The 23,886-nt window shown below is 71.1% G+C and carries 18 protein-coding genes; 8 read left to right on the forward strand and 10 right to left on the reverse strand.

What is annotated here, in order from left to right; all coding sequences use genetic code 11:
• Window positions 1-13: 13 nt before the first annotated feature.
• Window positions 14-3,310 (reverse strand): S8 family serine peptidase, encoded by a 3,297-nt coding sequence (locus tag ACZ4D5_RS01935; RefSeq protein ID WP_467770363.1) that lies wholly within the window; start codon window positions 3,308-3,310, stop codon window positions 14-16.
• A 219-nt stretch (window positions 3,311-3,529) separates the two neighbouring features.
• Window positions 3,530-4,084: a CGNR zinc finger domain-containing protein gene (locus ACZ4D5_RS01940; protein WP_467770364.1), complete on the reverse strand. Its 555-nt coding sequence runs from the start codon at window positions 4,082-4,084 to the stop codon at window positions 3,530-3,532.
• A 232-nt stretch (window positions 4,085-4,316) separates the two neighbouring features.
• On the opposite strand from ACZ4D5_RS01940, the gene ACZ4D5_RS01945 reads away from it, so the two are divergent.
• The 3 genes from ACZ4D5_RS01945 (at window position 4,317) to ACZ4D5_RS01955 (ending at window position 8,095) form a co-directional block, all read left to right on the forward strand.
• Window positions 4,317-4,781 carry an NUDIX hydrolase gene (locus ACZ4D5_RS01945; protein WP_467770365.1) on the forward strand — a complete coding sequence of 155 codons (465 nt, stop codon included), beginning with the start codon at window positions 4,317-4,319 and terminating at the stop codon, window positions 4,779-4,781.
• Window positions 4,782-5,038: 257 nt separating this feature from the next.
• Window positions 5,039-6,838 (forward strand): TIGR03767 family metallophosphoesterase, encoded by a 1,800-nt coding sequence (locus ACZ4D5_RS01950; protein ID WP_467770366.1) that lies wholly within the window; start codon window positions 5,039-5,041, stop codon window positions 6,836-6,838.
• Window positions 6,839-6,937: 99 nt separating this feature from the next.
• Entirely contained in the window at window positions 6,938-8,095 is a 1,158-nt protein-coding gene (locus ACZ4D5_RS01955) for a serine hydrolase domain-containing protein (protein WP_467770367.1), read from the forward strand.
• Window positions 8,096-8,244: 149 nt separating this feature from the next.
• Here the strand turns inward: ACZ4D5_RS01955 and ACZ4D5_RS01960 are convergent, their stop codons facing one another.
• Entirely contained in the window at window positions 8,245-9,288 is a 1,044-nt protein-coding gene (locus tag ACZ4D5_RS01960; protein ID WP_467770368.1) for a hypothetical protein, read from the reverse strand.
• 218 nt (window positions 9,289-9,506) lie between these two features.
• Window positions 9,507-12,116 carry an aminopeptidase N gene (gene pepN / locus ACZ4D5_RS01965; RefSeq protein WP_467770369.1) on the reverse strand — a complete coding sequence of 870 codons (2,610 nt, stop codon included), beginning with the start codon at window positions 12,114-12,116 and terminating at the stop codon, window positions 9,507-9,509.
• Between the two features lie 144 nt (window positions 12,117-12,260).
• Here pepN and ACZ4D5_RS01970 point away from each other — a divergent pair, with 144 nt between their 5' ends.
• The gene (locus ACZ4D5_RS01970; RefSeq protein ID WP_467770370.1) at window positions 12,261-12,902 is read left to right on the forward strand and encodes a mycothiol-dependent nitroreductase Rv2466c family protein; all 642 of its coding nucleotides are present in this window, start codon (window positions 12,261-12,263) and stop codon (window positions 12,900-12,902) included.
• Between the two features lie 167 nt (window positions 12,903-13,069).
• Here ACZ4D5_RS01970 and ACZ4D5_RS01975 read toward each other — a convergent pair whose 3' ends face one another.
• From ACZ4D5_RS01975 to ACZ4D5_RS01985, 3 genes are all read right to left on the reverse strand, one after another.
• Window positions 13,070-13,720 carry a superoxide dismutase gene (locus ACZ4D5_RS01975; protein ID WP_362339562.1) on the reverse strand — a complete coding sequence of 217 codons (651 nt, stop codon included), beginning with the start codon at window positions 13,718-13,720 and terminating at the stop codon, window positions 13,070-13,072.
• A gap of 173 nt (window positions 13,721-13,893) precedes the next feature.
• Window positions 13,894-15,321, reverse strand: coding sequence for an amino acid permease (locus ACZ4D5_RS01980; RefSeq protein WP_467770371.1), 1,428 nt, complete (start codon window positions 15,319-15,321; stop codon window positions 13,894-13,896).
• Window positions 15,322-15,467: 146 nt separating this feature from the next.
• Window positions 15,468-16,880: an amino acid permease gene (locus ACZ4D5_RS01985; protein WP_467770372.1), complete on the reverse strand. Its 1,413-nt coding sequence runs from the start codon at window positions 16,878-16,880 to the stop codon at window positions 15,468-15,470.
• 263 nt (window positions 16,881-17,143) lie between these two features.
• Here ACZ4D5_RS01985 and ACZ4D5_RS01990 point away from each other — a divergent pair, with 263 nt between their 5' ends.
• A complete protein-coding gene (locus ACZ4D5_RS01990; RefSeq protein ID WP_467770373.1) occupies window positions 17,144-17,722 on the forward strand; it encodes a biotin transporter BioY in 579 nt (192 codons plus the stop codon).
• A gap of 18 nt (window positions 17,723-17,740) precedes the next feature.
• Here ACZ4D5_RS01990 and ACZ4D5_RS01995 read toward each other — a convergent pair whose 3' ends face one another.
• Both ACZ4D5_RS01995 and ACZ4D5_RS02000 read right to left on the reverse strand, forming a co-directional pair.
• Window positions 17,741-19,069 carry an FAD-binding oxidoreductase gene (locus ACZ4D5_RS01995; RefSeq protein WP_467770374.1) on the reverse strand — a complete coding sequence of 443 codons (1,329 nt, stop codon included), beginning with the start codon at window positions 19,067-19,069 and terminating at the stop codon, window positions 17,741-17,743.
• Window positions 19,070-19,238: 169 nt separating this feature from the next.
• Window positions 19,239-20,693, reverse strand: coding sequence for an amino acid permease (locus ACZ4D5_RS02000; RefSeq protein ID WP_467770375.1), 1,455 nt, complete (start codon window positions 20,691-20,693; stop codon window positions 19,239-19,241).
• A gap of 183 nt (window positions 20,694-20,876) precedes the next feature.
• Between ACZ4D5_RS02000 and ACZ4D5_RS02005 the strand changes: the two genes are divergently transcribed.
• From ACZ4D5_RS02005 to ACZ4D5_RS02015, 3 genes are all read left to right on the forward strand, one after another.
• Complete coding sequence (locus ACZ4D5_RS02005) at window positions 20,877-21,362, forward strand: ribose-5-phosphate isomerase (protein WP_467770376.1); 486 nt, start codon at window positions 20,877-20,879, stop codon at window positions 21,360-21,362.
• Between the two features lie 123 nt (window positions 21,363-21,485).
• Window positions 21,486-22,307, forward strand: coding sequence for an Fpg/Nei family DNA glycosylase (locus ACZ4D5_RS02010; protein ID WP_467770377.1), 822 nt, complete (start codon window positions 21,486-21,488; stop codon window positions 22,305-22,307).
• Window positions 22,307-22,525: a superinfection immunity protein gene (locus tag ACZ4D5_RS02015; protein WP_467770378.1), complete on the forward strand. Its 219-nt coding sequence runs from the start codon at window positions 22,307-22,309 to the stop codon at window positions 22,523-22,525. The genes ACZ4D5_RS02010 and ACZ4D5_RS02015 overlap by 1 nt, the downstream gene beginning before the upstream one ends.
• On the opposite strand, the gene ACZ4D5_RS02020 is transcribed toward ACZ4D5_RS02015, so the two are convergent.
• The gene (locus ACZ4D5_RS02020; RefSeq protein WP_467770379.1) at window positions 22,522-23,751 is read right to left on the reverse strand and encodes a GNAT family N-acetyltransferase; all 1,230 of its coding nucleotides are present in this window, start codon (window positions 23,749-23,751) and stop codon (window positions 22,522-22,524) included. The genes ACZ4D5_RS02015 and ACZ4D5_RS02020 overlap by 4 nt on opposite strands.
• Window positions 23,752-23,886 lie beyond the last annotated feature (135 nt).

Below are 23,886 nucleotides of genomic sequence, written 5' to 3' on the forward strand. Positions count from 1 at the left end.
CCCGCGTCGGGAGTTACGGCGTGACCTTCTCCACCTTCACGCTGCCGCTGCCCGCGACCGTGCCGCCCGCGTTCAGCAGGGATACCTCGCCGAACAGCTCACGGCCCTCGGCGGCCGGGGCCTTCGCCTCGACCTTCGCGTCGATCTGCGCCGAGGCGCCGTTGGCCAGCTTCACGGCCTTCGACTCGTCGACGGTGACCTGGCCGAGCGCGCCCGAGAAGAAGACGTCACGGTAGTCGTACGCGGTCGAGCCGGACGGCACCGAGTAGCCCACGACCTCGATCGTGTACGTGCCCGCGGCCGGCTTCTTCAGGCTGACCGACTCCTCCGAGTCGCCCTCCGCGGAGGAGCCCACGACCGCGCCGTCCTTCTTGACGGCCAGGTCCAGGTCGGCGGCGACGTCCGCGGTCGAGCCGATGGCCACGTCGAGCCGCTCCGCGCCCTCGGGCACGACGACCTCGGTGGTCTGCGTCTCGCCCTGCTTGATGCTGGGCCGCGCCGACTTGGACGAGCCGAGCGAGCCGCCCTTCAGCTTGCCGTCGACGGCCGCGAAGTTGTTCGTGGCCTTCCAGGAGACGGGCGCCGGGGTGCCGACCTTCGCCTCGGGGAGCGTCTGGGTGGCCGGGTCGAAGGCGACACCGAGCGCGGCGACGTTCAGCTTGTACGGGTTGTCGAGCAGCGGCGACGTGCGGCGCGACTCGACCTCGATCTCCCAGACACCGGCCTGCGGCTCCGCGTACGAACGCAAGGAAGGGCGGCAGGTGTTGGCGGGGTTCTCGTAGTTCGGGTAGCAGACGATCGACGACGTCGAGTCGACCGGGACGCCGTAGGGGTGGATCGCGATGAAGCGGGTCTGGCTCTTGTCCTTCAGGCCGCCGAGCGAGACTTCAAGGGACTTGGCGCCCTTGGGGACGGTGACGAAGTAGGACGTGGGGGCGCTGCGCTGCACCGACCCCTCGGCAGAGAAGGTGTGCGACGGCTTGGCGAGCGGCGCCGAGACGACGACCGTCGACATGATCTGCTGGTCGACGCCCTCGGTGCGCTCGTCGTCGACGGTGAGGATCGCGCTGTGCAGCCCCGCCGACTTGGCCTTCGCCTGGACCTTGACGGTGACCGGCTTGTTCAGCGGCAGCGTCACCTCGTCGTCACCGAGGATCTTGAACGTGCCCTCGTGGTTGTTGGCCAGGTCCAGCTCGTGGCGGACGCCGCGGTCCGGACCCGAGGTGCGCGTGATCGTCACGTCGTACGTCCGCTTCTGGCCGGCCTTCAGGCCGCCCTCGCGGTCGTAGACGCCGGTGCCGGGCTTCTTCAGCTCCTGCTCCAGGGCGGTGTCGACCGGGGCCTTCACCGAGTACGTGTGCGCCTTCGCGTCGTCCTCGATGGCGTCCCAGGCCTCGACGACGTCGATCAGGCCGGTGCCCTGCGCGTACGCCTGCTCGCCGCGGATGCGCTCCGCGGTCGAGGTCAGCGCGGTGCGCAGCTTCGCCGGGGTGAGGTCGATCTTCTCCCGCTTCGCGGCGGAGAGCAGCAGCGCCGAGGCGCCCGCGGCCTGCGGGGACGCCATCGACGTACCCTGCAGCATCGAGTAGCCGGCGGGCAGCTGGTAGCCGGCCTCGGCGACCGGGGAGCCCGGCAGCCAGGTCTGCGTGGTGTTGATGGCCGAGCCGGGCGCCGAGATGATCGGCGCGAAGCCGCCGTCCTCACGCGGGCCGCGCGAGGAGAACGGCATCATCGCGTACGAACGCTCCACCTGGGAGCCGTAGTTGGCGGCCCAGGTCTCCTTGGAGATGGCGGCGCCGACCGAGATGACCTTGTCGGAGAGCGCGGGGTCGCCGATGGTGTTCGCGCCGGGGCCGCTGTTGCCCGCGGAGATCACCAGCTGCACGCCGTAGGTGTCGATGAGCCGGGTGTAGAGCTCGGCGCGCGCGTTGTTGCCGTCGTTCAGGGCGGGCAGGCCGCCGATCGACATGTTCACGATGTCGACGCCGCGCCGGGTGACGAGGTCGATCATGCCCTCGGTGAGCGCGACGTTGGTGCAGCCGCCGGTCCAGGTGCAGGCGCGCGAGGAGACCAGCTTGGCGCCGGGGGCGGCGCCGTTCATCCTGCCGCCGAACAGGCCGTTGGCCGCGGTGATGCCCGCGACGTGCGTGCCGTGCTCGGACTCGATGACGCCGATGTTGACGAAGTCGGCCTTCTTGCCGACCCAGTCGCCGCCGTACGGGTCGGTCGGGACGTCCTTGCGGATCTCGACGACGAAGGGGACGCGCTCGACGACGTCGGTCGCCGGGTCGTCCTTGCCGAAGTAGGCGACCTGGTGGTCCTCCTTGTACGGCTTCATCGCCTCGTCGTCGGTGAAGTCGTTGTTGTCGTTCAGGTCGACGCGGACCGTCCCGGCCGCCGGGTCGTAGAGCACGCCCCAGCTGTCGGTGGTGTCGCCGTCGCGGTTGATGTCGCCCTTGGCGTCGCCGCCGGTGGTGGCCGACTCGCGGAAGCGGTTGACCTGGAAGGAGCCCGCCGGGGCCTTCCACGTCTCGCTGTCCCAGGTGAAGACGGGGCCCTTGACCGGGTTGGTCATGCGCCGCCAGGTGCCGTCCGCGTCCACGATCGGGTCGGTCGCGGTGACCCAGTCGGTGATCTTGCGCTCGCCGGTGGTGGTCTTCCGCAGCGCGGGGTGGCCGAGGTCGACGCCGGAGTCCAGGATGCCGATGGTGATGCCGCGGCCGTCCGCCTTCGGGTGCTTCTTGACGAAGTCGACGGCGCCCGTCTCGGCGGACGGGTTGTACGGGTTCTTCGCGGGGGTGTTCTCGTCCGGCCCCGGGTACGTCCCCTTGGCGGCCGGCTTCGCGCCCTTGGCGCGGTCCGCCGCCGGGGTCGGGTCGTCCAGCTCGATCTCGTGGCGCAGATCGATGCCGTGCACGGACGACAGCTTCGACGCCGACTTGATCGCGGCGTCGGCCCTGCCCGTCGGCACGGTCGCGCGGACGTAGCCGAGCTTGTCGTCGGTGCGGCCCACCGAGCCGCCCTTGACGGCGTCGAGCCGGCCTGCGACCTGCTCGGTGGCGCCGGGCGCGGTGGCGACCATCATCGTGACGGTCTTCTCGCCGTCCGCCTTGGCGTCGGCGAGCAGATCGGCGTCGGCCGAACCGAGCTTGTCGCCCGCGGACTTGGGGGCGGTCGTGCTGTCGGCGGGGCCGCCGCCGTCCGCCGCGAAGGCCATCGGGGCGGCCCCGGTCGCGCAGAGCGCGGCGGTCAGGCCGACGGCTATCGCGAGGCGGGGCGCGCGTCTGGCGCTGGAACTGGATCTGGGCATCGGCATCCCTGCGTGAAGGTCGGGAGGAGGGTCGATACGGCCCCGCATTACGGGAAGTTCCGGAATGCGGGGCCGGATGACCGCTCAGCCTTACGCAAGTGACTGCCGTTTGGGGAGAGTTGTCCGAGCTGTGATCGGGCATGGCGTAATTCCGCCATGCGCCATGGCGGACAAGGCGGTGTATAGAGGGACTTGCGCCGGGAACTGTTCCCGGCCCCGTCACGTCTCGCGCGAGCGCGCGTAGTGCCGCGAGGCCTTCGCGCGGTTCCCGCAGGCCGCCATGGAGCACCAGCGGCGCGTGCCGTTCCGCGAGGTGTCGAAGAAGTGCAGGACGCACGCCTCGTGGGCGCAGCCGCGGATCCGGTCGGGCGCGGCGGCCAGGAGGTTCAGGTAGTCGCGCGCCGCGAGCCACGCGGCGCCCCAGGTCGCGTCCCTGAACTCGGGCTCCTCGCCGGGGCCTTCGGCGGTCAGCGTCGCGCGGATGCGGCCGTGCCCGAGGACCTTGTCGACGCGGGCGATCCCGGCCGGGTCGCCGGGGCCGTCCACCACGGAGGCGAGCGCGTCGCGGGCGCGCAGGACGTGCTCCAGGGTCGGCCCGTCCGCGGCGAAGCGCCCGTCGAGCCCGTTGGCCGCAAGCCAGACCGCGAGCCCTTCGGTGTCGGTCAGCAGGTCCTCACGTACGCCGTCGTGGACCCAGCGGGTGTTGAGCAGGTCGAGGGAGAGCGGCTCGCCGGTGAGGGGGCGAGGGTCGTGCGGGCTCTTGGCGGCGGGCATGGGGGCTCCCTTCGGGGCTAACCGCTCAAGGGTACGTGACTGGTTGACCGCAGGGCCCCGAAGGGGCGCGGGGAACTGCGCGACAAGCCACGACGAACCCGCGGCCGGCCCGCACCCCACGGGAGGCCACGATGGCCCCGGACGCGGTCCGAACCCCCTGCCGCCCGGGTTCCCGCACCGTCAGGCGCCGTTCTCCCCTGCCAATCCGCGTCCCGGGGGCTAGCGTCACCTTGTGCACAAAGAGCTGAGGGTGGCGGCCTACGCCGTATGCGTACGCGACGGGCAGGTGTTGCTGGCCCGCTGGGTGGCCGGTGACGGCAGCAAGCGCTGGACGCTGCCCGGCGGCGGGATGGACCACGGCGAGGACCCCTACGACACCGTGATCCGCGAGGCCGACGAGGAGACCGGCTACGTCGTCGAGCCGGTCGCGCTGCTCGGCATCGACAGCCTGCGCCGCCGCTACCCGCGCAGGCTGGGCGCCGTCGCCGACTTCCACGGCCTGCGGATCGTGTACGAGGGGCGGATCACCGGCGGCGAGCTGCGCCACGAGACCGAGGGCTCCACGGACCTCGCGGCCTGGCACCCCCTGGAGTCCGTGCCGGACCTCGACCGCGTCGGGCTCGTCGACATCGGCCTGGAGCTGTGGCGCACCCGTCCGGCCGACGGGCACAGCGGCGCCACGGGCCCCGCCCGCTGACCCCGCTCCCCGCCTTCCCTTCCCCGGAAGGTGAACGTGGAGTGACCGCTTCCTCTCCGCCCGGAGAGGGTCACGTGACCGCGCAGGGTGTCTGATGATCCACGTACGGTGATCGGCGCTGCCCGTTGCGGTCTCGTTCACGCGCAGGTCACCCCCGCTGCCAACGATCCAGTACGAGCGGGGAGTTCGCAGGCCGCACCCAGGCCCGGGCCCCCCGCGACCACTGCCGACGCGTTCGCACCCGGGGAGACCGCGCCATGTCGCGCATACGCACCGTCGCCACCGCAACCGCCACGGCCGCCGCCCGAACGGCGACCACGGCCACCGCTTCCCTCGACCGACGCGCGTTCCTGGCCGCCACCGGGGCGGTCACCCTCTCCGCGGGGATCGGCTACGCGCTCGGCCCCGGCGCGGGCTCCGGCAACGCCGCGTCCGCGGGGCACGCCGCCGTCCCCCGCTCCCGGCCCGCGCCCGCCGCGCCCCTCGCGCCCTACAGGGGCGGCACCACCCTGCTCACCGTCGCCGCCGCGCGCGGCACCTCCGGCTATCGGCGGCTCGGCGACGGTCCGGCATGGCGGCGCGTCGTGCGCGGCGACCTCGCGGCGGCCGGGGCGGGGCGCGAGGAACGGCGCACCGCGCTCGCCGCGTTCGTCCAGTTCACGGACCTGCACCTGGTCGACGTGCAACACCCCCTGCGCTACGAGTACTTGCGCGCGCAGACCGCGAGCGCCTGGCGGCCCCACGAGTCCCTGTCGGTGGCCGGCGCCGCCTCCCTGGTCGAGCGGGTCAACGCCCTGCGCGGCGCGCCCGCCACCGGCGCGCCGCTGCACTGCGTGGTGACGACCGGCGACAACACCGACAACAACTCCCGTGCCGAACTGGACTGGTTCCTCACGGTGATGAACGGCGGCCGCATCACCCCCAACACCGGTGACCCGCGCCGCTACGAAGGCGTGCAGTCCAGCGGCCTGAAGCTGTTCTGGCACCCGGACGACGCCCTGCGCGACGCCGACAAGCAGCTCGGCTTCCCGCGCCTGCACGGCTTCCTGGACGCCGCGATCCGCGAGGTCAACAGCCCCGGCCTCGGCCTGCCCTGGTACTCCACGGTCGGCAACCACGACGCGCTGCCCGGCGGCTGCTGGGCGCCCAAGGACTCGTACTTCTCCGAATTCGCCGTCGGGGACAAGAAGTTGATGTCCCTGGACGAGACGCGCGGCGCCGCCCTGTGGAAGGCCGTGAAGAAGGGCCGCGACCCCAAGGGCGCGCACTTCAAGGAGCTCCTCAAGAGCGAGAGGCGGCGCATGCGGTCCATCACGCCGGACCCGTCACGGGCGCCCTTCACCCCCGCCGAGTACATCCAGGCGCACCTGGACCCGGCACACGCGGGACCCGGCCCCATCGGCCACGGCTACACCCAGGAGAACCTCGCCTCCGCCACCCAGTACTACTCCTTCCGCATCAGCGACGACGTGCTCGGCATCAGCCTGGACACCACCGACCCGGGCGGCCACTACGAAGGCTCGCTCGGCACCACACAACTGCGCTGGCTGGAGCGCGTGTTGACGGCGAACGAAAGCCGCTCCGGCGGCCCTTCGTACGTCGTCGTCCTCAGCCACCACACCAGCAGGACCATGCGGAACCTGCGGCACGACCCGGCGCGGCCCGGCGAGGCCCGGCACGGCGGCGACGAGATCGTCTCGCTGCTCGGCCGCCACCGCTCCGTCGTGGCCTGGGTCAACGGCCACAGCCACAAGAACGCCATCACCCCGCACCGCACCCCGCACGGCTCCTTCTGGGAGGTGTCCACCGCCTCGCACATAGACTTCCCGCAGCTGGCGCGGGTGGTGGAGCTCACCGACAACCACGACGGCACGCTCTCGCTGTTCACCACGCTGATCGAGTCCGCCGCCCCGCACCGCACCGACTTCGCCGACCTCTCCCAGACCGGCCTCTGCGCGCTCTACCGCGAGCTGTCCTTCAACGCCCCCGGCGCCAAGCCCGCGTTGGGCGGCGACGCGGGGGACCGGAACACGGAACTGATCCTGCGGAAAGGCTGAATCGGGCTCAACCCTGCGATGCCGCTCAACCCGGCACCGGGTCCGCGAGTCCCCCCGGCCGACAACGGCCGACAGAGCTGTGCACGGAAGGGGCGGGACATGGCGGCAGGCACACGATGGAGGCGAGCGGCGGCAACGGCGGTCGCGGCGACGGTGGCCGCGGGGGCCTTCGCGGCCCCCGCGCTCGCGGTGACGCCCGGCGACGGGGACCGGCACCGCGCGACACTGCGCGCGATGGAGGCCGCCGTGAACGAGGACGCCCCCGGAGTGACCGCGCAGGTGACGGACCGGCACGGCCCCTGGAACGCCGCCGCGGGCATCGGCGACCTGGACCGGGGCACCCCGCGCGGAGAGCACGACCGCTACCGAGCGGGCAGCATCACCAAGACCTTCGTCGCGACGGTCCTTCTCCAGTTGCAGGCCGAGGGCAGACTCGACCTGGACGACACGGTCGGGACGTGGCTGCCGGGCGTCGTCGAGGGGAACGGTCACGACGGCGACCGGGTCACCGTGCGCCAACTCCTCAACCACACCAGCGGAATCTTCGACGTGACGACGGACGACGACTTCCGGCGGAAGGTGTTCACGGAGGAGTTCCTCAAGCATCGCCACGACACCTGGACCCCCGAACAGCAGGTCGCCATCGCCATGCGCCACAAGCCGGACTTCGAGCCCGGCACCGCGTGGAAGTACTCCAACACCAACTACGTACTCGCCGGAATGATCATCGAGAAGGTCACGGGCACGCCGTACGCGCAGCAGATCCGGCAGCGTGTCATCAAGCCGCTCGGCCTGCGCGCCACGTCCGTCCCGGGCACCGACCCCGCCGTACCGAAGCCGAGTTCGCGGGCGTACACCAAGCTTTCGGACGCTCCTGACGCCAAGAACCACGACGTGACGGGGTTCAACCCGTCCGTGGCGGGCGCGGCGGGCGAGATGATCTCGAACTCGGCGGACCTGAACCGCTTCTACACGGCACTGCTGCGCGGCAAGCTCCTGCCGAAGAAGCAACTCGCCGAGATGCTGACCACCGTCCCGAAGGGAGATGACCAGCCCGGCCGGCGGTACGGGCTCGGCATCGAACCCTTCAGGGCCCCGTGTGGCACGAAGCTCTGGGGCCACGGCGGCGACATCCACGGCTCGGCGTCCGCGGCACTGACGACGGCGGACGGCCGTCACGCGATGGCGCTCAACTTCAACGGCCCTGGCGGAACCCTCGGAACGATCCTGGAGGCGGAGTTCTGCAGCCGGGATTGACCGCGGCGCGGGGCAGCCCCGTAAGGGACGCGGGGCACTGCGCGACCAGCCACATGCGGTCTGCGGGCAAACGCACAGGGGCGGGACCCCGATACCCGGGATGACCGCCCCTGCACTCCCCTCCTGCCCAGCAGATCGCAACGCCCCCGTTATCTCGGCAGGACCACCACGTACGCGGCGGGCTCCCGGTCACCGGAGGCCATCAACGCGGTCCGGACCACCGCCGCCTGCTGCTCCAGCGCATCCCGAAGCTTCTTCGGGGTGATGTGGACGACGGTGATCCCGAGCCGCTCCAGGTGCTCCCGCTTGCGGGCGTACTCGGACCACATGGCGTCCTCGTCCTGGCGGGGCGCCCTCGTGTCCAGCTCCACGGCGACGGCCTGGTCCGGCCAGTACGCGTCGACGCCCCCGAGGTGCGGCCCGCCCGGCAGCCGCAGGTCGACGTTCCACATCGGATCGGGCAGGCCGTGCTCGGCGACCATGCGGTACAGCCGGTCCTCGGCGATGGCGCGCCCTTCGGCGAGCAGCGAGTCGACGGCGTCCACGACGTGCGGGCGGCCGAGCAGCCGGGCGTGGTTCAACTCCCGGACGATGGCGGCCGGTTCGCAGTGTCCGCCGCGCACCGCCTCGGTGAGCAGCCTGCGCACGGCGCCCGCCTCGGCGAGCTGCGCGACCGCGTCGGCGAGGGCGCGGGGCACGGGGGCGACCGGAACTCCCGTGATCTGCTGGGGAGTCGGCATCGTGTGGCTGCGCACGAGCCGCGCGAACCCGACGGAACGCAGGCGGCGGGTGCGGGGCACCAGGACGTCGATGCGGTCCAGGGAGAGCAGCGGGGGAGCGGACGAGAAGCGGTGCAGGGCGAGCGCCGCGAGGCCGGTGATCATCGCGTCCGCGTACGGGGCGTGCGGCTCGCCCGCGCCGGGCTGGCCGGGGATGCCCTGCGCGGTCCTGGCGGGCGGGCGGCCGGCGTAGAGCAGCGCGCCGTGCAGCCGCTCCTCGCTGGTCGGCGGGCCCGGGTGCAGCAGGCACACACCCGGCAGGATCTGCTGCCAGGGGCCGCCGGGCCGGCAGTGGGTGCCCGCGTCGGCGGAGGAGACGCCGTGCTCGCGGAGCTGGGCGGTGCTCATGACGCGGAGCTGGGCGTCGGCGAGGTGGGTCAGGGGGAGCGGGGAGAGCGGGGTGTTGTGGTTCATGACCCGGTCGTTCCCTCGGCCGGCCGCCCCGCTAACCGCTGTTACACGCCCGTCGACAAATCCGGACAAGCTCGCCCTAAAGCACGGACGTTCGACTGCCGATGAAGGGAAGCTCCCGGCATGCCGCAGGAGGCCGCCCGAGGCCTGAGGGGCGCGCGGGGGCGGGCGCCCCGCGGTGCCGGGAGGACACCACGGGACGCCCGCCGAAGCGCACAGCCCTAGGCCACGGCGGCCCCGCCGTCACAGGCCTGGGCCCGCAGCGACCGCGCGAGGTCGTCGCGGGCCTCCAGGACCAGGCGGCGCAGAGCGGGCGCCGCCCCGGCATGCGCCGTGAGCCACGCGTCCGCGGCCGCCAACGTCGCCTCGTCGCCCTGCAGATGCGGGAAGAGGCCCTTCACCACGTCCATGCCGATCTGGATGGACCGCTCGGCCCACACCCGCTCGATGGCGGCGAAGTACTTGGAGACGTACGGCGCGGCCAGCTCGCGCTGCGAGGGCTGCGTGAACCCCGCGATCGTCGCCTCCACCAGGGCGTTGGACAGCGCGTCCGACTCCACCACGGAGGCCCACGCCTGGGCCTTGACCGCCGCGGAGGGCCGCGCGGCCAGGCAGCGCACCTGGTGCCGCTTGCCGGAAGCCGTGTCGTCCCTGGCCAGTTCGGCCGCGATGGCCTCCTCGTCGGCGACGCCGTGCGCGGCCAGCGGGCTCAGGAACGCCCAGCGCAGCTCCTGGTCGACGTCCAGGCCGTCGATCTTGGCCGTGCCGTCCAACAGGCCCTGCAGCAGCTGGAGATCGGCCGCCGAGGACGCCACCGCCGCGAAGAACCGCGCCCACGTCAGCTGGTGCTGGCTGCCCGGCTCCGCGATCCGCAGCTCCCGCAGCGCACCCTCGGCGAGCGCGCGGCCGCCCTCCTCGCGCCAGGCGGGAGAGGTGTAGCTGGTGAGGGCGGTGTTCGCCCACATGTGCAGCATGTGCAGCACGCCGATGTCGCTCTCGCGCCCGGCGAAGCGCAGCACCAGGCCGATGAAGTCGCGGGCGGGCATCAGGCCGTCCCGCGTGAGGTTCCACAGCGCGGACCAGCACAGCGCGCGGGCCATGGGGTATCCCCTGCCCGAAGAGCTCGGGGAAGGGTCGGGGATGTCGCCGAGGTGCTCCCGCAGCGTCGCCAGCGAGTTCTCGTCGAAGCGGATCTTGCAGTACGTGAGGTCGTCGTCGTTGACCAGGACCAGCTCGGGGGCCTCCTGGCCGGCCAGCTCGGCCACCACCGTGCGCGGCCCGTCGACGTCGAGCTCCGCGCGGGCGTACCGCTCCAGGGCGCCGCCCGCCGCCCTGCGGTACAGGCCCACCGCCACGCGATGCGGGCGCAGTTCCGGATGCGACTCGGCGGCCTCCTGCACCACGGCGAGCTCGGTGATCCGGCCCTCCGCGTTCAGGATGACCTGCGGCGTCAGGGAGTTGACGCCCGCGGTCTGCAGCCAGGCCCGCGACCACGACGCCATGTCGCGCCCGGAGGTCTCCTCCAGGACCGAGAGCAGGTCGCCGAGGACGGTGTTGCCGTACGCGTGCCGCTTGAAGTAGCGCCGGGTGCCTTCGAGGAACGCGTCACGCCCGACGTACGCGACGAGCTGCTTCAGGACGCTCGCTCCCTTCGCGTACGTGATCCCGTCGAAGTTGAGCTTGGCGTCCTCCAGGTCGCGGATGTCGGCCGTGACCGGGTGCGTGGAGGGCAGCTGGTCGGCGCGGTAGGCCCACGCCTTGCGGTTGTTGGCGAAGGTGACCCAGCCGTTGGTGAAGCGGGTCGCCTCGACCATCGAGAAGGAGCCCATGAAGTCGGCGAAGGACTCCTTGAGCCACAGGTCGTCCCACCAGCGCATGGTGACGAGGTCGCCGAACCACATGTGGGCCATCTCGTGGAGGATGATGTTGGCCCGGCGCTCGTACGACGCCTGGGTCACCTTGCCGCGGAAGATGAACTCCTCGCGGAAGGTCACGAGACCGGGGTTCTCCATCGCGCCCAGGTTGTACTCCGGCACGAACGCCTGGTCGTACTTCCAGAAGGGGTAGGGGTAGTCGAAGTTGTCGTGGAAGAAGTCCAGGCCCTGCTTGGTGATCAGGAAGACGTCGTCGGCGTCGAAGTGCGGGGCGAGGCCCTTGCGGCACATCGCGCCGAGCGGGATCTCCAGGCGCGTGCCGTCGGCGAGGACGCGTTCGTAGGTGTCCGTCACGTACTGGTACGGGCCGGCCACGATCGCCGTGATGTACGTCGAGATCGGCTTGGTCTCGGCGAACTTCCAGACGCCGTCGGCCAGTTCGCCGACGCCGTTCGACCACACGGTCCAGCCCTCGGGGGCCCGCACCTCGAAGCGGTAGGGCGCCTTCAGGTCGGGCTGCTCGAAGCCCGCGAAGACGCGGCGGGAGTCCGCGGGTTCGTACTGCGTGTAGAGATAGACCTCGCCGTCCTCCGGGTCGACGAAGCGGTGCATGCCCTCACCGGTGCGGCTGTAGGCACACTGGGCGTCCACCACCAGTTCGTTCTCCTCGGCCAGATCCTCCAGCGTGATCCGGGTGCCGTCGAAGACCTCGGAGGGGTCCAGGTCCTTGCCGTTCAGCGAGACCGCCGTGACGCTCGGCGCGAGCAGGTCCGCGAAGGTCGCGGCGCCCGGCTCGGCGCTGCGGAAGCGGATCGTGGTCACCGAGCGGAACGTGCGCGGCTCCTGACCGCTCTCGCCCACCGCCGAGCGGAGGTCGAGGAAGACCTCGTATCCATCGACGGACAGCAGCGCGGCCCTCTCGTGGGCCTCGTCGCGGGACAGATTCTCACCGGGCACGGGCGGCACTCCCTTGTGACTCGCAAGACTCGTACGAATGTCTACGATCCTCGCATGTGCCGCCTGCGGCCGACATCCGGGAATGCCCCGGTGCGCCACTGACGTTTTCCCCGCCAGATGCGAACGGATTCCCTAGGGAGAGACATGTCGGAGAACGGCAGCAAGACCCCCGTCGACTTCTGGTTCGACCCGCTGTGCCCGTGGGCCTGGATGACCTCCCGCTGGGTCCTCGAGGTCGAGAAGCTGCGTGACATCGAGGTCCGCTGGCACGTGATGAGCCTCGCGGTCCTGAACGAGGACAAGCTCGACGAGGTCCCCGCGGAGTACCGCGAGATGCTGGAGACCAAGGCCTGGGGCCCCGTGCGCGTCGCCGTCGCCGCGCAGCAGAAGCACGGCGACGAGGTCGTCGGCAAGCTCTACACCGCGCTCGGCACCCGCTTCCACAACCGCGGCGAGGGCCCCACCCGCGAGGCCGTCATCGGCGCCCTGCAGGACGTGGGCCTGCCGACGGACCTCGCGGACTACATGGACTCGGACGCCTACGACGCCGAGCTGCGCGCCTCGCACAAGGAGGGCATCGACAAGGTCGGCCAGGAGGTCGGCACGCCCGTCATCGCCGTCCCCGGTGCCGACGGCGAGCAGATCGCCTTCTTCGGCCCGGTCGTCACCCCGGCCCCCAAGGGCGAGGACGCGGCGAAGCTGTGGGACGGCACGCTCCTGGTGGCGTCGATCCCGGGCTTCTACGAGATCAAGCGCACGAGGACGCAGGGCCCGATCTTCGACTGACGGGTCCTGGGCGAGCACCACCGGAACCGGCATACCGAAAGGCCCCCGTGAGTCACGTCCTCACGGGGGCCTTTCCTCTATCCGCCTGCCTCGGTGAAGGTTGAGAAGACGATCACGAGGCAGGACGTTCACGGGCTGTCACCGGGGGAGCGGACGACAGCCCTGGCTCACGGGGCCAGCAGCAGGCTGTTGACCCGCTCCTTCGCGGCCGCGTAACGCTTGGCCACGTCCTGCCAGTTGACGACCTGCCACATGGCCTCGATGAAGTCGACCTTCTGGTTCTTGTACTGCAGGTAGAAGGCGTGCTCCCAGGCGTCGAAGACCAGGATCGGCGTCGAGCCCTGGCCGACGTTGCCCTGGTGGTCGTAGACCTGCTCGACGATGAGGCGGCCGCTGAGCGGTTCGTAGGCGAGGACGCCCCAGCCCGAACCCTGCGTCGTGGCCGAGGCCTTGGTCAGCTGCGCCTTGAACTTGGCGAAGGAGCCGAAGGACTCGGTGATCGCGTCGGCGAGGTCGCCCACGCCGTCCGCGGCCAGCGGCTCGCCGCCGCCACCGTCCTTCGGGCTGTTCATGTTGTGCCAGTAAATGCTGTGGAGGATGTGGCCGGAGAGGTGGAACGCGAGGTTCTTCTCCAGGCCGTTGATGGCGCCCCACGTCTCCTTGTCGCGCGCCTCCTCCAGCTGCTCAAGAGTGTCGTTCGCGCCCTTCACGTACGCCGCGTGGTGCTTGTCGTGGTGCAGCTCGATGATCTGCGGGTTGATGACAGGTTCGAGCGCCGCGTAGTCGTACGGAAGTTCAGGAAGCGTGTAAATGGCCATGATCCGAGCCCTCCGACTGCTGCTTATTGCAATTCATGCGCAACTGCAGGCTAGCAGCAGCAGGCTCGCGAAGTTGATCAGCCCTTCGTCCTAGGTCCACAAGGGAATATCTGGACACGCGAAGAGCCCTGGACCCGAGGGTCCAGGGCTCTTCGCGTGGTTCGGGGCGGTGCCTAGGCGTCGACCGCCGCGCCCTTCTTCTCCGCCATCTTCTGCCGCACGACTCCGATCACGGCAAGCACCAGCGTCAACGTTCCCGTGGCGAGGAGCTGCTTGCGCGTGTCCGGCTGGTCCGTCATCAGGTAGAAGACGTACGCCATCGCGGCGAGCGCCACCCACGTGAGGAAGGGGAACGCCCACATCTTCACGACCAGCTTCTCCGGAGCCTCGCGCTCCGTGCGCCGGCGCAGGATCAGCTGCGAGACCGCGATGAAGATCCAGACGACCAGGATCATCGCGCCGATCATGTTCAGCAGCCAGGGGAAGACGTCGTCCGGGCGCCAGTAGCTGAGCAGCACGCAGACGAAGCCGAAGACGGAGGAGGCGAGGACCGCGTAGCGCGGCACGCCGCCCGAGACCTTGCCGAGCGCCTTGGGGCCCTGGCCGCGCTCGATGAGGGAGTACGACATGCGCGAGGCGCCGTAGATGTTGGCGTTCATCGCGGAGAGCAGGGCGATCAGGACGATGACGTTCATGATCTCGCCGGCGCCGGGGATGCCCAGGTGGTCGAGGGTGGCGACGTAGGGGCCCTTGGCGGCGACCTCCTTGTTGTCCCACGGCAGCAGCGTCACGACGACGAGCATCGAGCCGACGTAGAAGAGGGCGATGCGCCACATCGCGGTGCGCACGGCCTTGGCGACGCTCCTGACCGGGTTCTCGGACTCGGCGGCGGCGATCGTGACGGTCTCCAGACCGCCGTACGCGAAGACGGACGCGAGGAGGCCGATGATCAGGCCGTCCGTGCCGTTCGGCATGAAGCCGCCCTCGCCGGTGAGGTTCTCCAGGCCGGGGGCCGAGGCGTCCGAGCCGGGCAGGATGCCGAGGATCGCGAGGACGCCGATGCCCAGGAAGAGCGTGATGGCGCCGACCTTGAGGGCGGCGAACCAGAACTCGAACTCGCCGAAGTTCTTCACGGCCGTCAGGTTCGCGCCGCAGAACACCAGCATGAAGAGGGCGACCCACGCCCACTCGGGGCTGTCGGGGAACCAGCCCACCATGATCTTCGCGGCGCCGATGCCTTCGAGGCCGACGGCGACGCAGAGCAGGAACCAGAAGCCCCAGCCCGCGGTGAAGCCCGCCCAGGGGCCGATGGCCCGCTCGGCGTGGACGGAGAAGGAGCCCGACGCCGGGTTCGCGGCCGACATCTCGCCCAGCATGCGCATCACGAGCATGACGAGCGCGCCGGATATCGCATAGGCGAGGACGATCGAGGGGCCGGCCGCGGCGATGCCCGCCCCGGAGCCCACGAAGAGGCCCGCGCCGATCACGCCGCCAAGGGCGATCATGGAGAGGTGCCGCTGCTTGAGGCCGTGCGCCAGCGGGGAGTCGGCCTTGGGTGCTGCTTCGGGTGCTGTGTCCTGGGGGGTGGACGTCCGAGACATGGGCGTGCCCTGTTCAGTAGCTGAGACGGGGGAGCGAGCGGCCCACAGTCTGAGGTCCGGTACCGCTGACAGGGAACAGCTGACCGCTATACGGACACGACGCTCACACGTTGTGAAGAAATGCGCACAACAAGTTCACCTGCTGTTCACGCACGCCTCTCGCGCCACTCCCGCAGCCCCGCCACCGCGAGGACGAGCCCCGTCGCCCCCGCCGACCACAGCAGCTGCGGCCGCGCCCCGTCGTCGCCCAGCATCAGGACGAGCACGGCGGCCATCGCGACCAGCGCCGCCCACGTCAGATACGGGAACGCCCACATCCGCAGCACCAGGCGCTCCGGGGCCTCGCGCTCGATGCGCCGGCGCAGGCGCAGCTGCGAGACCGCGATCAGCGCCCAGACGAACAGGAGCACCGCGCCCACCGAGTTGAGCATGTAGAGGAAGACGGAGTCGGGCCACTTCAGATTGAGCAGGACCGAGACGAAACCGAAGGCGACGGAGGCGAGGACCGCCCGGCGCGGCACCCCGCCGCCCGACACCTTCAGCAGGGCCTTGGGGGCCTCACCGCGCTCGGCCAGCGAGAAGACCATGCGGGAGGAGCCGTAGAGGTTGGCGTTCAGCGCCGAGAGCAGCGCCACGAACACCACGATGTTCATGATCGTCCCGGCGGACGGCACCCCGATCGAGTCGAGGACCGCGACGTACGGGCTGACGCCCGCCTTCTGCGCCGTCCAGGGCAGCACCGTCACGATGACCAGCATCGAGCCGACGTAGAAGAAGAGGATCCGGTAGACGGCGCTGCGCACCGCGCGGGCGACCGAGCGCACCGGGTCGTCGGACTCGGCGGCCGCGATCGTGACGACCTCCAGGCCGCCGAACGCGAACACGACGGCGAGCACGCCGGAGACCACGCCCTCCCAGCCGTTCGGCAGGAAGCCGCCCTGCCCGGTGAGGTTGGTGAAGCCGACGGGGTCCGTGTCCGGCAGCACGCCGAAGATCGCGAGCAGGCCGAGGACCAGGAAGGCGACGATCGCGAAGACCTTCAGGGCCGCGAACCAGAACTCGAACTCGCCGAAGTTCTTCACCGAGGCGAGGTTGGCGACGGTGAAGACCAGCATGAAGATCAGGACCCAGGCCCACTGCGGCACGGCGGGCGCCCAGGCGTTCGCGATCTGCGCGGCGCCCGTCGCCTCCACGGCGAGCACGACCACAAGGAGGAACCAGTAGAGCCAGCCGACGCTGAACCCGGCCCAGCGGCCGAGCGCCCGCTCGGCGTGCACCGAGAAGGAGCCGGACGCGGGCATCGCGGCGGACATCTCGCCGAGCATCCGCATCACGCACATCGCGAGCGCGCCCGCGATCAGGTACGAGACGACGATGCCGGGCCCCGCGACGGAGATCCCGGCGCCCGACCCCACGAAGAGCCCGGCCCCGATGACCCCGCCGAGCCCGAGCATGGTGAGGTGGCGCTGCTTCAGGCCGCCGGCGAGCGGTTCGTTCTCGTCCCCGAGGGGCGCTGCCTCGTCCCCGAGGGGCGCGGCCGTGGCCTGCGGATCGTGCATGGTGCTCAGCGCTGCTCTCGGGGCTCAAAAGACTTTGGCGGGAACCTACAGTCTCCCCGGGCCGCGGCCCCCCGCGCAAAACGAGCCACCCACCCGCCCACCTCCGTGACGAGCATCACGCCCCCCGAGGTGTACACGACCCTCTTTGTGCGGAGCCCACCAAGGCCCCGCCCCGGGGTTGTCGGCCGGAGACCGTGTCGCCCCGCCCCCGCCTGGGATAGCGTCGACGCGTCCCCACCTGCCCACGTCCCCGCGGAGTCCCGATGAGCATCGCCGCCGCCACCACCCGCCCCGGCCAGGTCCTCGCCGACCTGCTGCCCGCGTCCCGCGCCAAGGACGCGGCCCTCGTGCTCGGCGGCGCCGCGCTCACCGGAATCGCCGCCCAGATCGCGGTGCCCGTGCCGGGCTCCCCGGTGCCGGTGACCGGGCAGACCTTCGCCGCACTGCTGGTGGGCACCTCGCTCGGCGCCCGCCGCGGCTTCCTCTCCCTCGCGCTGTACGCCCTTGTCGGCATGGCCGGAGTGCCGTGGTTCGCGGAGGCCGGGTCCGGCGTCGCCGCCCCGTCCCTCGGCTACGTCCTCGGCATGCTGCTCGCCGCCACGGTGGTGGGCGCCCTCGCCCGCCGCGGCGCCGACCGCTCCGCGTGGCGCACCGCGGGCACGATGGTCCTCGGCTCCGCGATCATCTACGCGGTCGGCGTCCCGTACCTGGCCGCCGCGACCGGCATGTCGCTGACCCAGGCCGTCGCCGCCGGGCTCACGCCCTTCCTGATCGGCGACGCCCTCAAGGCCGCGCTCGCGATGGGCGTGCTGCCCACGGCGTGGAAGCTCCTGGACCGCTGAGCGTCCGGAGTCCCGTACTCAACTGACGTCGTAGTTCCGCCTGAAGAGGTTCGCCGGGTCGTACGTGGCCTTCAGCTCGGCGAGCCTCTTTCGCGTGTCCGGGGCGTAGATCCCCTCGGTCCTGTCGCCGCCGCCGAACACGAAGTTGAGGAAGCGCCCCACGGTCTGCGGCGCCACCTTCCCGAACGCCTGCGCGTGCACCTTCCGCAGCGTCTCGACGTCCGTTCCGTCCAGCGGCGACAGGATCATGGCCGCCCAGCCCGCCTCGCGGTGGGACACCGCGTTGCGCGCGGGCCGCGCGAGCGCCCCGCCCAGGTGGTGGATCTTCACCACGTGCATCGAGGACGCCCGCGGCCCGGTCAGCGCGAGGAGTTCACCGGCCGCCTCGACGTCGAGCTCGCTCAGGACCGCGTTGTCCGCGTAGTAGGCGTGCGGGAAGTCCGGGTCGCTGTGGATGGAGGCGCTCTCGGTGTACGGCATCTCCCGCAGCGTGTCCGAAAGGGCGGGCCCGAGCTCCCGCAGCGGCGCCACGAGCCGCTCGCCCTCCGCCGCCGGGCCGGTGAACGCGACGTGGACCGAGACGAGGTACCGGCCCCGCAGATGCGGCGGGAGCTGGGGGATGTCCGGGTACACCAGGGCCGAGACCGACGAGGTCACCGCGTCGGGCACGGTCCGCGTCCACGCCTCGTAGCCGCGCAGCAGGGCGGCCGGGTCGACCTCGCGGCCGTCGAACGCGATGGCCCCGCCGAAGACCCTGGCCACCGGCACCAGGCCGATCTCCAGCTCCGTGACCACGCCGAGGTTGGCGCCGCCGCCGAGCAGGCCCCAGAAGAGCTCGGGGTCGCTGTCGGCCGTGACGTGGCGCAGGGTGCCGTCCGCGGTGACGACGTCGACGGAGCGGACGTGGTCGGCCGCGTATCCGAACTCCCGGGCGAGCAGGCCGAGTCCGCCGCCGAGCGTGTACGAGACGGCGCCGACGCTCGGCGCCGAGCCGTTGAGCGGGGCGAGCCCGTGCTCCGCCGCGGCCTCGACGACCTGGCCCCAGCGGACGCCCGCGCCGACGGTGACGGTGCGGGCCCCGGGGTCGACGGTGACGGAGTCGAGCCGCCGGGTGCTGACGAGGACGCCGCCCTCCGAGGCCCCCGGCAGGCCGTGCCCGGTGGCCTGGACGCCGATGGGCAGCCCCCGCTCGGCCGCGTACGACACGGCGGCGACGACGTCCTCGGCGCTCTGGGCGGCGACGACGAGGGCGGGCCGCACCGCGAAGCCCGTCTGGAATCCGGCGAGTTCCTCGTCGTACCCGGCGTCGTCGGGCCGGAACACGAGTCGCTGGTCGATGAAGTCCACGGCGAGCCTCCGTTGAGTCACGTACGCCTGCTGAGCTGCGTACTTCTGTCTGACGGAGAGGAGCATCCCGCAATAACCTGACACCAGCCGTCAAGTTTTCCCGGCGGACGCGAAGCGGGCACGGCGAAGCCCCCGCGGTCCAACCGCGGGGGCTTCGCAGGGAGATCGGTCAGCCGGACGTCACGTCGCGAGGGCGGATCTTCTCCCGTACGAGCGAGAAGACGACCACGAACGCCGCCGCGAGGAGCGAGAGCAGGATCTGCTTGCGCCCGGTCTCGTCGACGAGCATGTAGACGAGCACGAACGAGATCATCCCGATCGTGACCCACGTCAGGTACGGGAAGAGCCACATCTTCACGACCAGCTTCTCCGGCTCCTCGCGCAGGATGATCCCGCGCATCCGCAGCTGCGTGAAGCAGATGATCAGCCACACGAACAGGGCCACCGCGCCCGAGGAGTTGAGCAGGAAGTCGAAGACGGTGTCCTTCCACTGGTAGTTGAACCAGACGGCGAGGAAGCCGAAGACGACGGAGCCGAGGATCGCGGCCTGCGGCACGCCCCGCTTGTTGGTCCGCGCGAAGGCCTTGGGCGCGTCGCCGCGCTGGCCGAGCGAGAACGCCATGCGGGATGCGGTGTACAGACCGGAGTTGAGGCAGGAGAGGACCGCGGTGAGCACGATGACGTTCATGACCTGACCGGCGTGCGGAATGCCGATCGAGTCCAGCGCGGCGACGTAACTGCCCTTCTCGGTGATCGACTTGTCGTTCCACGGAAGCAGCGTGATGACGACGAAGATCGAGCCCAGGTAGAAGACGCCGATGCGCCAGATGACGCTGTTCGTCGCCTTGGTGACCGCGCGCTGGGGGTCCTCGGACTCGCCCGCGGCCAGCGTGACGATCTCGCTGCCCATGAAGGAGAAGACGACCATCAGCACACCGGTGAGGATGGCGCCCGCGCCCTTGGGCAGGAAGCCGCCCGCGTCGGTGAGGTGCGCGAATCCGGCGCCGGGGTTGTCGGAGCCGGGCAGCACGCCGAAGACGGCGAGCAGACCGATGGCGACGAACGCGCCGATCGCGACGACCTTGATCCCGGCGAACCAGAACTCGAACTCGCCGTACGAGCCCACCGACACGAGGTTGGTCGCGGTGAGCACCACCATCACGATGAGCGCCCAGCCCCACTGCGGGACGGCGGGTATCCAGCCGTTGAGGATCACCGCGCCCGCGGTGGCCTCCACCGCGAGGACGACGACCCAGAAGAACCAGTACAGCCAGCCGATGGAGAAGCCGGCCCAGCGGCCGAGCGCCTGGTCCGCGTAGGTGGAGAAGGAGCCGGAGGTCGGCCGTGCGGCGGCCATCTCGCCCAGCATCCGCATCACGAGGACGACCATCGCGCCGACGAGGGCGTACGAGACGAGGATCGCGGGCCCGGCGGCGGCGATGCCGGAGCTGGAGCCGACGAAGAGGCCGGCACCGATCACACCACCGATGGCGATCATGGAGAGGTGGCGGTTCTTGAGACCCGCTTTCAGGCCGTCGCCGGTGTCACCACTGTCGCCAGACTGCGGATCCCCAGGAGATGCGGGGGCGCTGTCTGCCTTCGCAAGGGAGGGTTGCGAGGTCATGGACGAATCCTTAAGTTCTCGGGTCACGAGCCCCCGCATTCAAACTCAGGGGCGAACGGGACGGAAGTCCTGAATCCGGATCGTTGTATTCCGGCCAATGGCCTGGACCAAGGTCCCGAACGGGAAGATCAAGTACCTGCCCCGTCGCGGCTACCCGCCCCATGACGTGCCACACTCGGACGCATGCGCGTGTACCTCGGCTCGGATCATGCCGGCTACGAACTCAAGAACCACTTGGTCGAATGGCTCAAGAGCCACGGCCACGAGCCCGTCGACTGCGGGCCCCACATCTACGACGCCCAGGACGATTACCCGCCGTTCTGCCTCCGCGCCGCGGAGAGGACGGCCGCGGACCCCGACGCCCTCGGCATCGTCATCGGCGGCTCCGGCAACGGCGAGCAGATCGCCGCGAACAAGGTGAAGGGCGTACGGGCCGCGCTGGCCTGGAGCGAGCAGACCGCCGCGCTCGGCCGTGAGCACAACAACGCCAACGTGATCTCGATCGGCGGCCGCATGCACACGCAGGAAGAGGCGACGAAGTTCGTCGAGATCTTCCTGGCCACGCCGTACTCGGGTGAGGAGCGTCACACGCGCCGCATCGAGATGCTGTCGCGCTACGAGGAGACGGGCGAGCTGCCCGCCATCCCCGAAGGCCACCCTCAGCAGTGATCTCCAGCCCCTCCGGCGTCTGAGGAGCGGGGTCCGGGGCGGAGCCCCGGTTTCGGGAAGGGGCGGGATCGGGGAAAAGAACCCGCCCCTACGCCCGCCTATCACCACTCCGAGGAGGATCCGTTGCCGGAGGGGCACACCATCCACCGCCTGGCGGCCGACCACCGAAGTCGCTTCGAGGGCCGCCAAGTCCGGGCGACCAGCCCCCAGGGCAAGTTCAGCGACAGCGCGGCCCTGATCACCGGCCAGGTGATGGAGACCGCCGAGGCCCATGGCAAGCACCTCTTCCTCGGCTTCGGCGAAGCCGACTGGGTCCACGTCCACCTCGGCCTCTTCGGCAAGTACACCCTGGGGCAGGCCCCCGCCCCGCCCCCCACGGACACGGTCCGCCTGCGCCTCGCGACCGACACGTACTACTCGGACCTCCGCGGCCCCACCACCTGCGCCCTCGTCACGGACGAGGAGAAGCGGGCGATACACGACCGGCTCGGCCCCGACCCCCTCAGGGACGCGGACGACCCGGACAGGGCCTACCGCCGCATCGCCCGCAGCCGCACCACCGTCGCCGCCCTCCTCATGGACCAGAAGGTCATCGCGGGCGTCGGCAACGTCTACCGCGCCGAGGTCCTCTTCCGGCACGGCATCGACCCGTACACCCAGGGCAAGGACCTCACCGAGGCGCAGTGGACCGCGATCTGGGCGGACCTCGTGGACCTGATGCGGGAGGGTGTGCGCCGGGGCCGGATCGACACCGTCAGGCCTGAGCACACCCCCGAGGCGATGGGCCGCCCGCCGCGCGTCGACGACCACGGCGGCGAGGTGTACGTCTACCGCAGGGCGAACATGCCCTGCCACGTCTGTGGCGGCGAGATCCGCACCGCCGACCTCGCCGCCCGCAACCTCTTCTGGTGCCCGACCTGCCAACGTTCCTCGGGGAGCAAGTGATGTTCAACGACGTAGGACCCCTGGGTGCCGTCGTGCTCGTGGTGCTCGTCACCGCGGTCTATCTGCTGCCGTCGCTCATCGCCTTCAACCGAGGCGTCGAGAACCGCTGGCTGGTGCTGGTCGTCAACCTCCTCCTCGGCGCCTCGTTCATCGGCTGGTGCGTCGCCCTCTACCTGGCCACCCGCAAGCCCAAGGTCCCTGCCGGAGCCGCCGCCTAGAACCCGTGCGGCAGCCACGGCGCCGCGTCCGAGCCGAACGCCACCGACGCCTCGGCCAGCGCGCCCCGGCGCAGCTCCCGCACCCGGCCCGCGCCCGCGAGCGAGGACAGGGACACCCCGCCGAGATAGGCGGAGCCCAACTCCCGTACGGACAGGGCGAGATCGGCGGCGTCCTTTGTGCGCTCGCAGGAGGCTCCCTTGGCGTCGCCGGTGAGCCGCCAACGCCCCTCGTTCCAGGGGCAGAAGGCGTCCTCGACCTCGAACACCACGTCCAGCGGCGCCTGGTACGTACGCGCCTGGAGTGCCGCGCCCACCTCGACGAGGCGCACGTACAGCGAGTCCCGCACCGTGAGGCCGCACCGGCGGACGTCGGAGACGAGCTGCAGGAGCGGGTCGTCCACCGGACGGTTGTGCGCGACGACCGACGACGTCAGGTCGATGCCGAAGAGGAACCGCCACAGCGCCGCGTACGCCGCCGGGTCCAGGGCCTCGACGTCGCGCACGTGGACCGTGCCCTTGGGGCCCTGCCAGTCCCACTCGGGCTTCACGGCGAACCGCGCGTACCCGACCGGGTCCCCCGCGCGCTCGGCGACCACGCACTGCAGCGGGGACGCGCCGTCCCGCTCGCTCTCCGGGTCGAGCAGCCTGAGCCGGTCCCAGCCCGGCTGCCGGGCCAGCATGCCGGGCCGCTCGGTGACGACGCGTGCGTACAGCTCCTCGCACGCGTCGTGGACGTCGGCGGGCTCCGCGTACCGCAGGCGTACGTCGTCCGTACCGGCCGGCACGGACAGGGAGACGCGGTCGGTGTCGATGTGGGCCTTGAGCTGCTGGGTGGCCGCGCCGTACCCGAACCGGCCGTAAATGACCGGCTCGGAGGCGGTGAGCACGGCCAGCGGCTCGCCGCCCGCGCGGACGTCGTCCAGCTGGCGCCGCATCATCGAGGTGAGGATCCCGCGCCTGCGGTGCGTGGCCGCGACGCCCACCATCGTCACGCCCGCCGCGTCCACCAGCGCGCCGCCCGGCACCGTGACGCGGAAGGAGAACGCCCCCGCCGTCCCCACGCACGCGTCCCCGTCCCACACGCCGATCGACCGCTCGACCTCGGTGAGCGCGCGCCACAGCTTCCGCTCGTCGGCGGACTCGGCGACGCCGCCGAAGGCGCGCTCCAGCGTCCCGTACCACCTGTCCCAGTCGGCCTCGTCGAGCACCCTCAAGTCTTTCGTCATATGCCATGACTACCAGGGCGATACGGGCGTTGCGACAGGATTTCCGCGCTCCGCAGGGCCCTTCGACCGCCGTCGCCGACCGTCCCGGGCGTGCCCCTGACGGGGGACAACTGGGACCTCCCGTGCGAAGTGCCC

Source organism: Streptomyces sp. NPDC025651, from assembly GCF_055558735.1.

What these genes read in the sequence shown, in the direction of transcription:
- ACZ4D5_RS01955 (WP_467770367.1), top strand. Translation starts at nt 6,938, where the DNA reads ATGGCGGCAGGCACACGATGGAGGCGAGCGGCGGCAACGGCGGTCGCG.
- ACZ4D5_RS01970 (WP_467770370.1), top strand. Translation starts at nt 12,261, where the DNA reads ATGTCGGAGAACGGCAGCAAGACCCCCGTCGACTTCTGGTTCGACCCG.
- ACZ4D5_RS02020 (WP_467770379.1), bottom strand. Translation starts at nt 23,751, where the DNA reads ATGACGAAAGACTTGAGGGTGCTCGACGAGGCCGACTGGGACAGGTGG.
- ACZ4D5_RS01975 (WP_362339562.1), bottom strand. Translation starts at nt 13,720, where the DNA reads ATGGCCATTTACACGCTTCCTGAACTTCCGTACGACTACGCGGCGCTC.
- ACZ4D5_RS02000 (WP_467770375.1), bottom strand. Translation starts at nt 20,693, where the DNA reads ATGACCTCGCAACCCTCCCTTGCGAAGGCAGACAGCGCCCCCGCATCT.
- ACZ4D5_RS01960 (WP_467770368.1), bottom strand. Translation starts at nt 9,288, where the DNA reads ATGAACCACAACACCCCGCTCTCCCCGCTCCCCCTGACCCACCTCGCC.
- ACZ4D5_RS02015 (WP_467770378.1), top strand. Translation starts at nt 22,307, where the DNA reads ATGTTCAACGACGTAGGACCCCTGGGTGCCGTCGTGCTCGTGGTGCTC.
- ACZ4D5_RS01950 (WP_467770366.1), top strand. Translation starts at nt 5,039, where the DNA reads ATGTCGCGCATACGCACCGTCGCCACCGCAACCGCCACGGCCGCCGCC.
- ACZ4D5_RS02005 (WP_467770376.1), top strand. Translation starts at nt 20,877, where the DNA reads ATGCGCGTGTACCTCGGCTCGGATCATGCCGGCTACGAACTCAAGAAC.
- ACZ4D5_RS01985 (WP_467770372.1), bottom strand. Translation starts at nt 16,880, where the DNA reads ATGCACGATCCGCAGGCCACGGCCGCGCCCCTCGGGGACGAGGCAGCG.
- ACZ4D5_RS01940 (WP_467770364.1), bottom strand. Translation starts at nt 4,084, where the DNA reads ATGCCCGCCGCCAAGAGCCCGCACGACCCTCGCCCCCTCACCGGCGAG.
- ACZ4D5_RS01980 (WP_467770371.1), bottom strand. Translation starts at nt 15,321, where the DNA reads ATGTCTCGGACGTCCACCCCCCAGGACACAGCACCCGAAGCAGCACCC.
- ACZ4D5_RS01990 (WP_467770373.1), top strand. Translation starts at nt 17,144, where the DNA reads ATGAGCATCGCCGCCGCCACCACCCGCCCCGGCCAGGTCCTCGCCGAC.
- ACZ4D5_RS01935 (WP_467770363.1), bottom strand. Translation starts at nt 3,310, where the DNA reads ATGCCCAGATCCAGTTCCAGCGCCAGACGCGCGCCCCGCCTCGCGATA.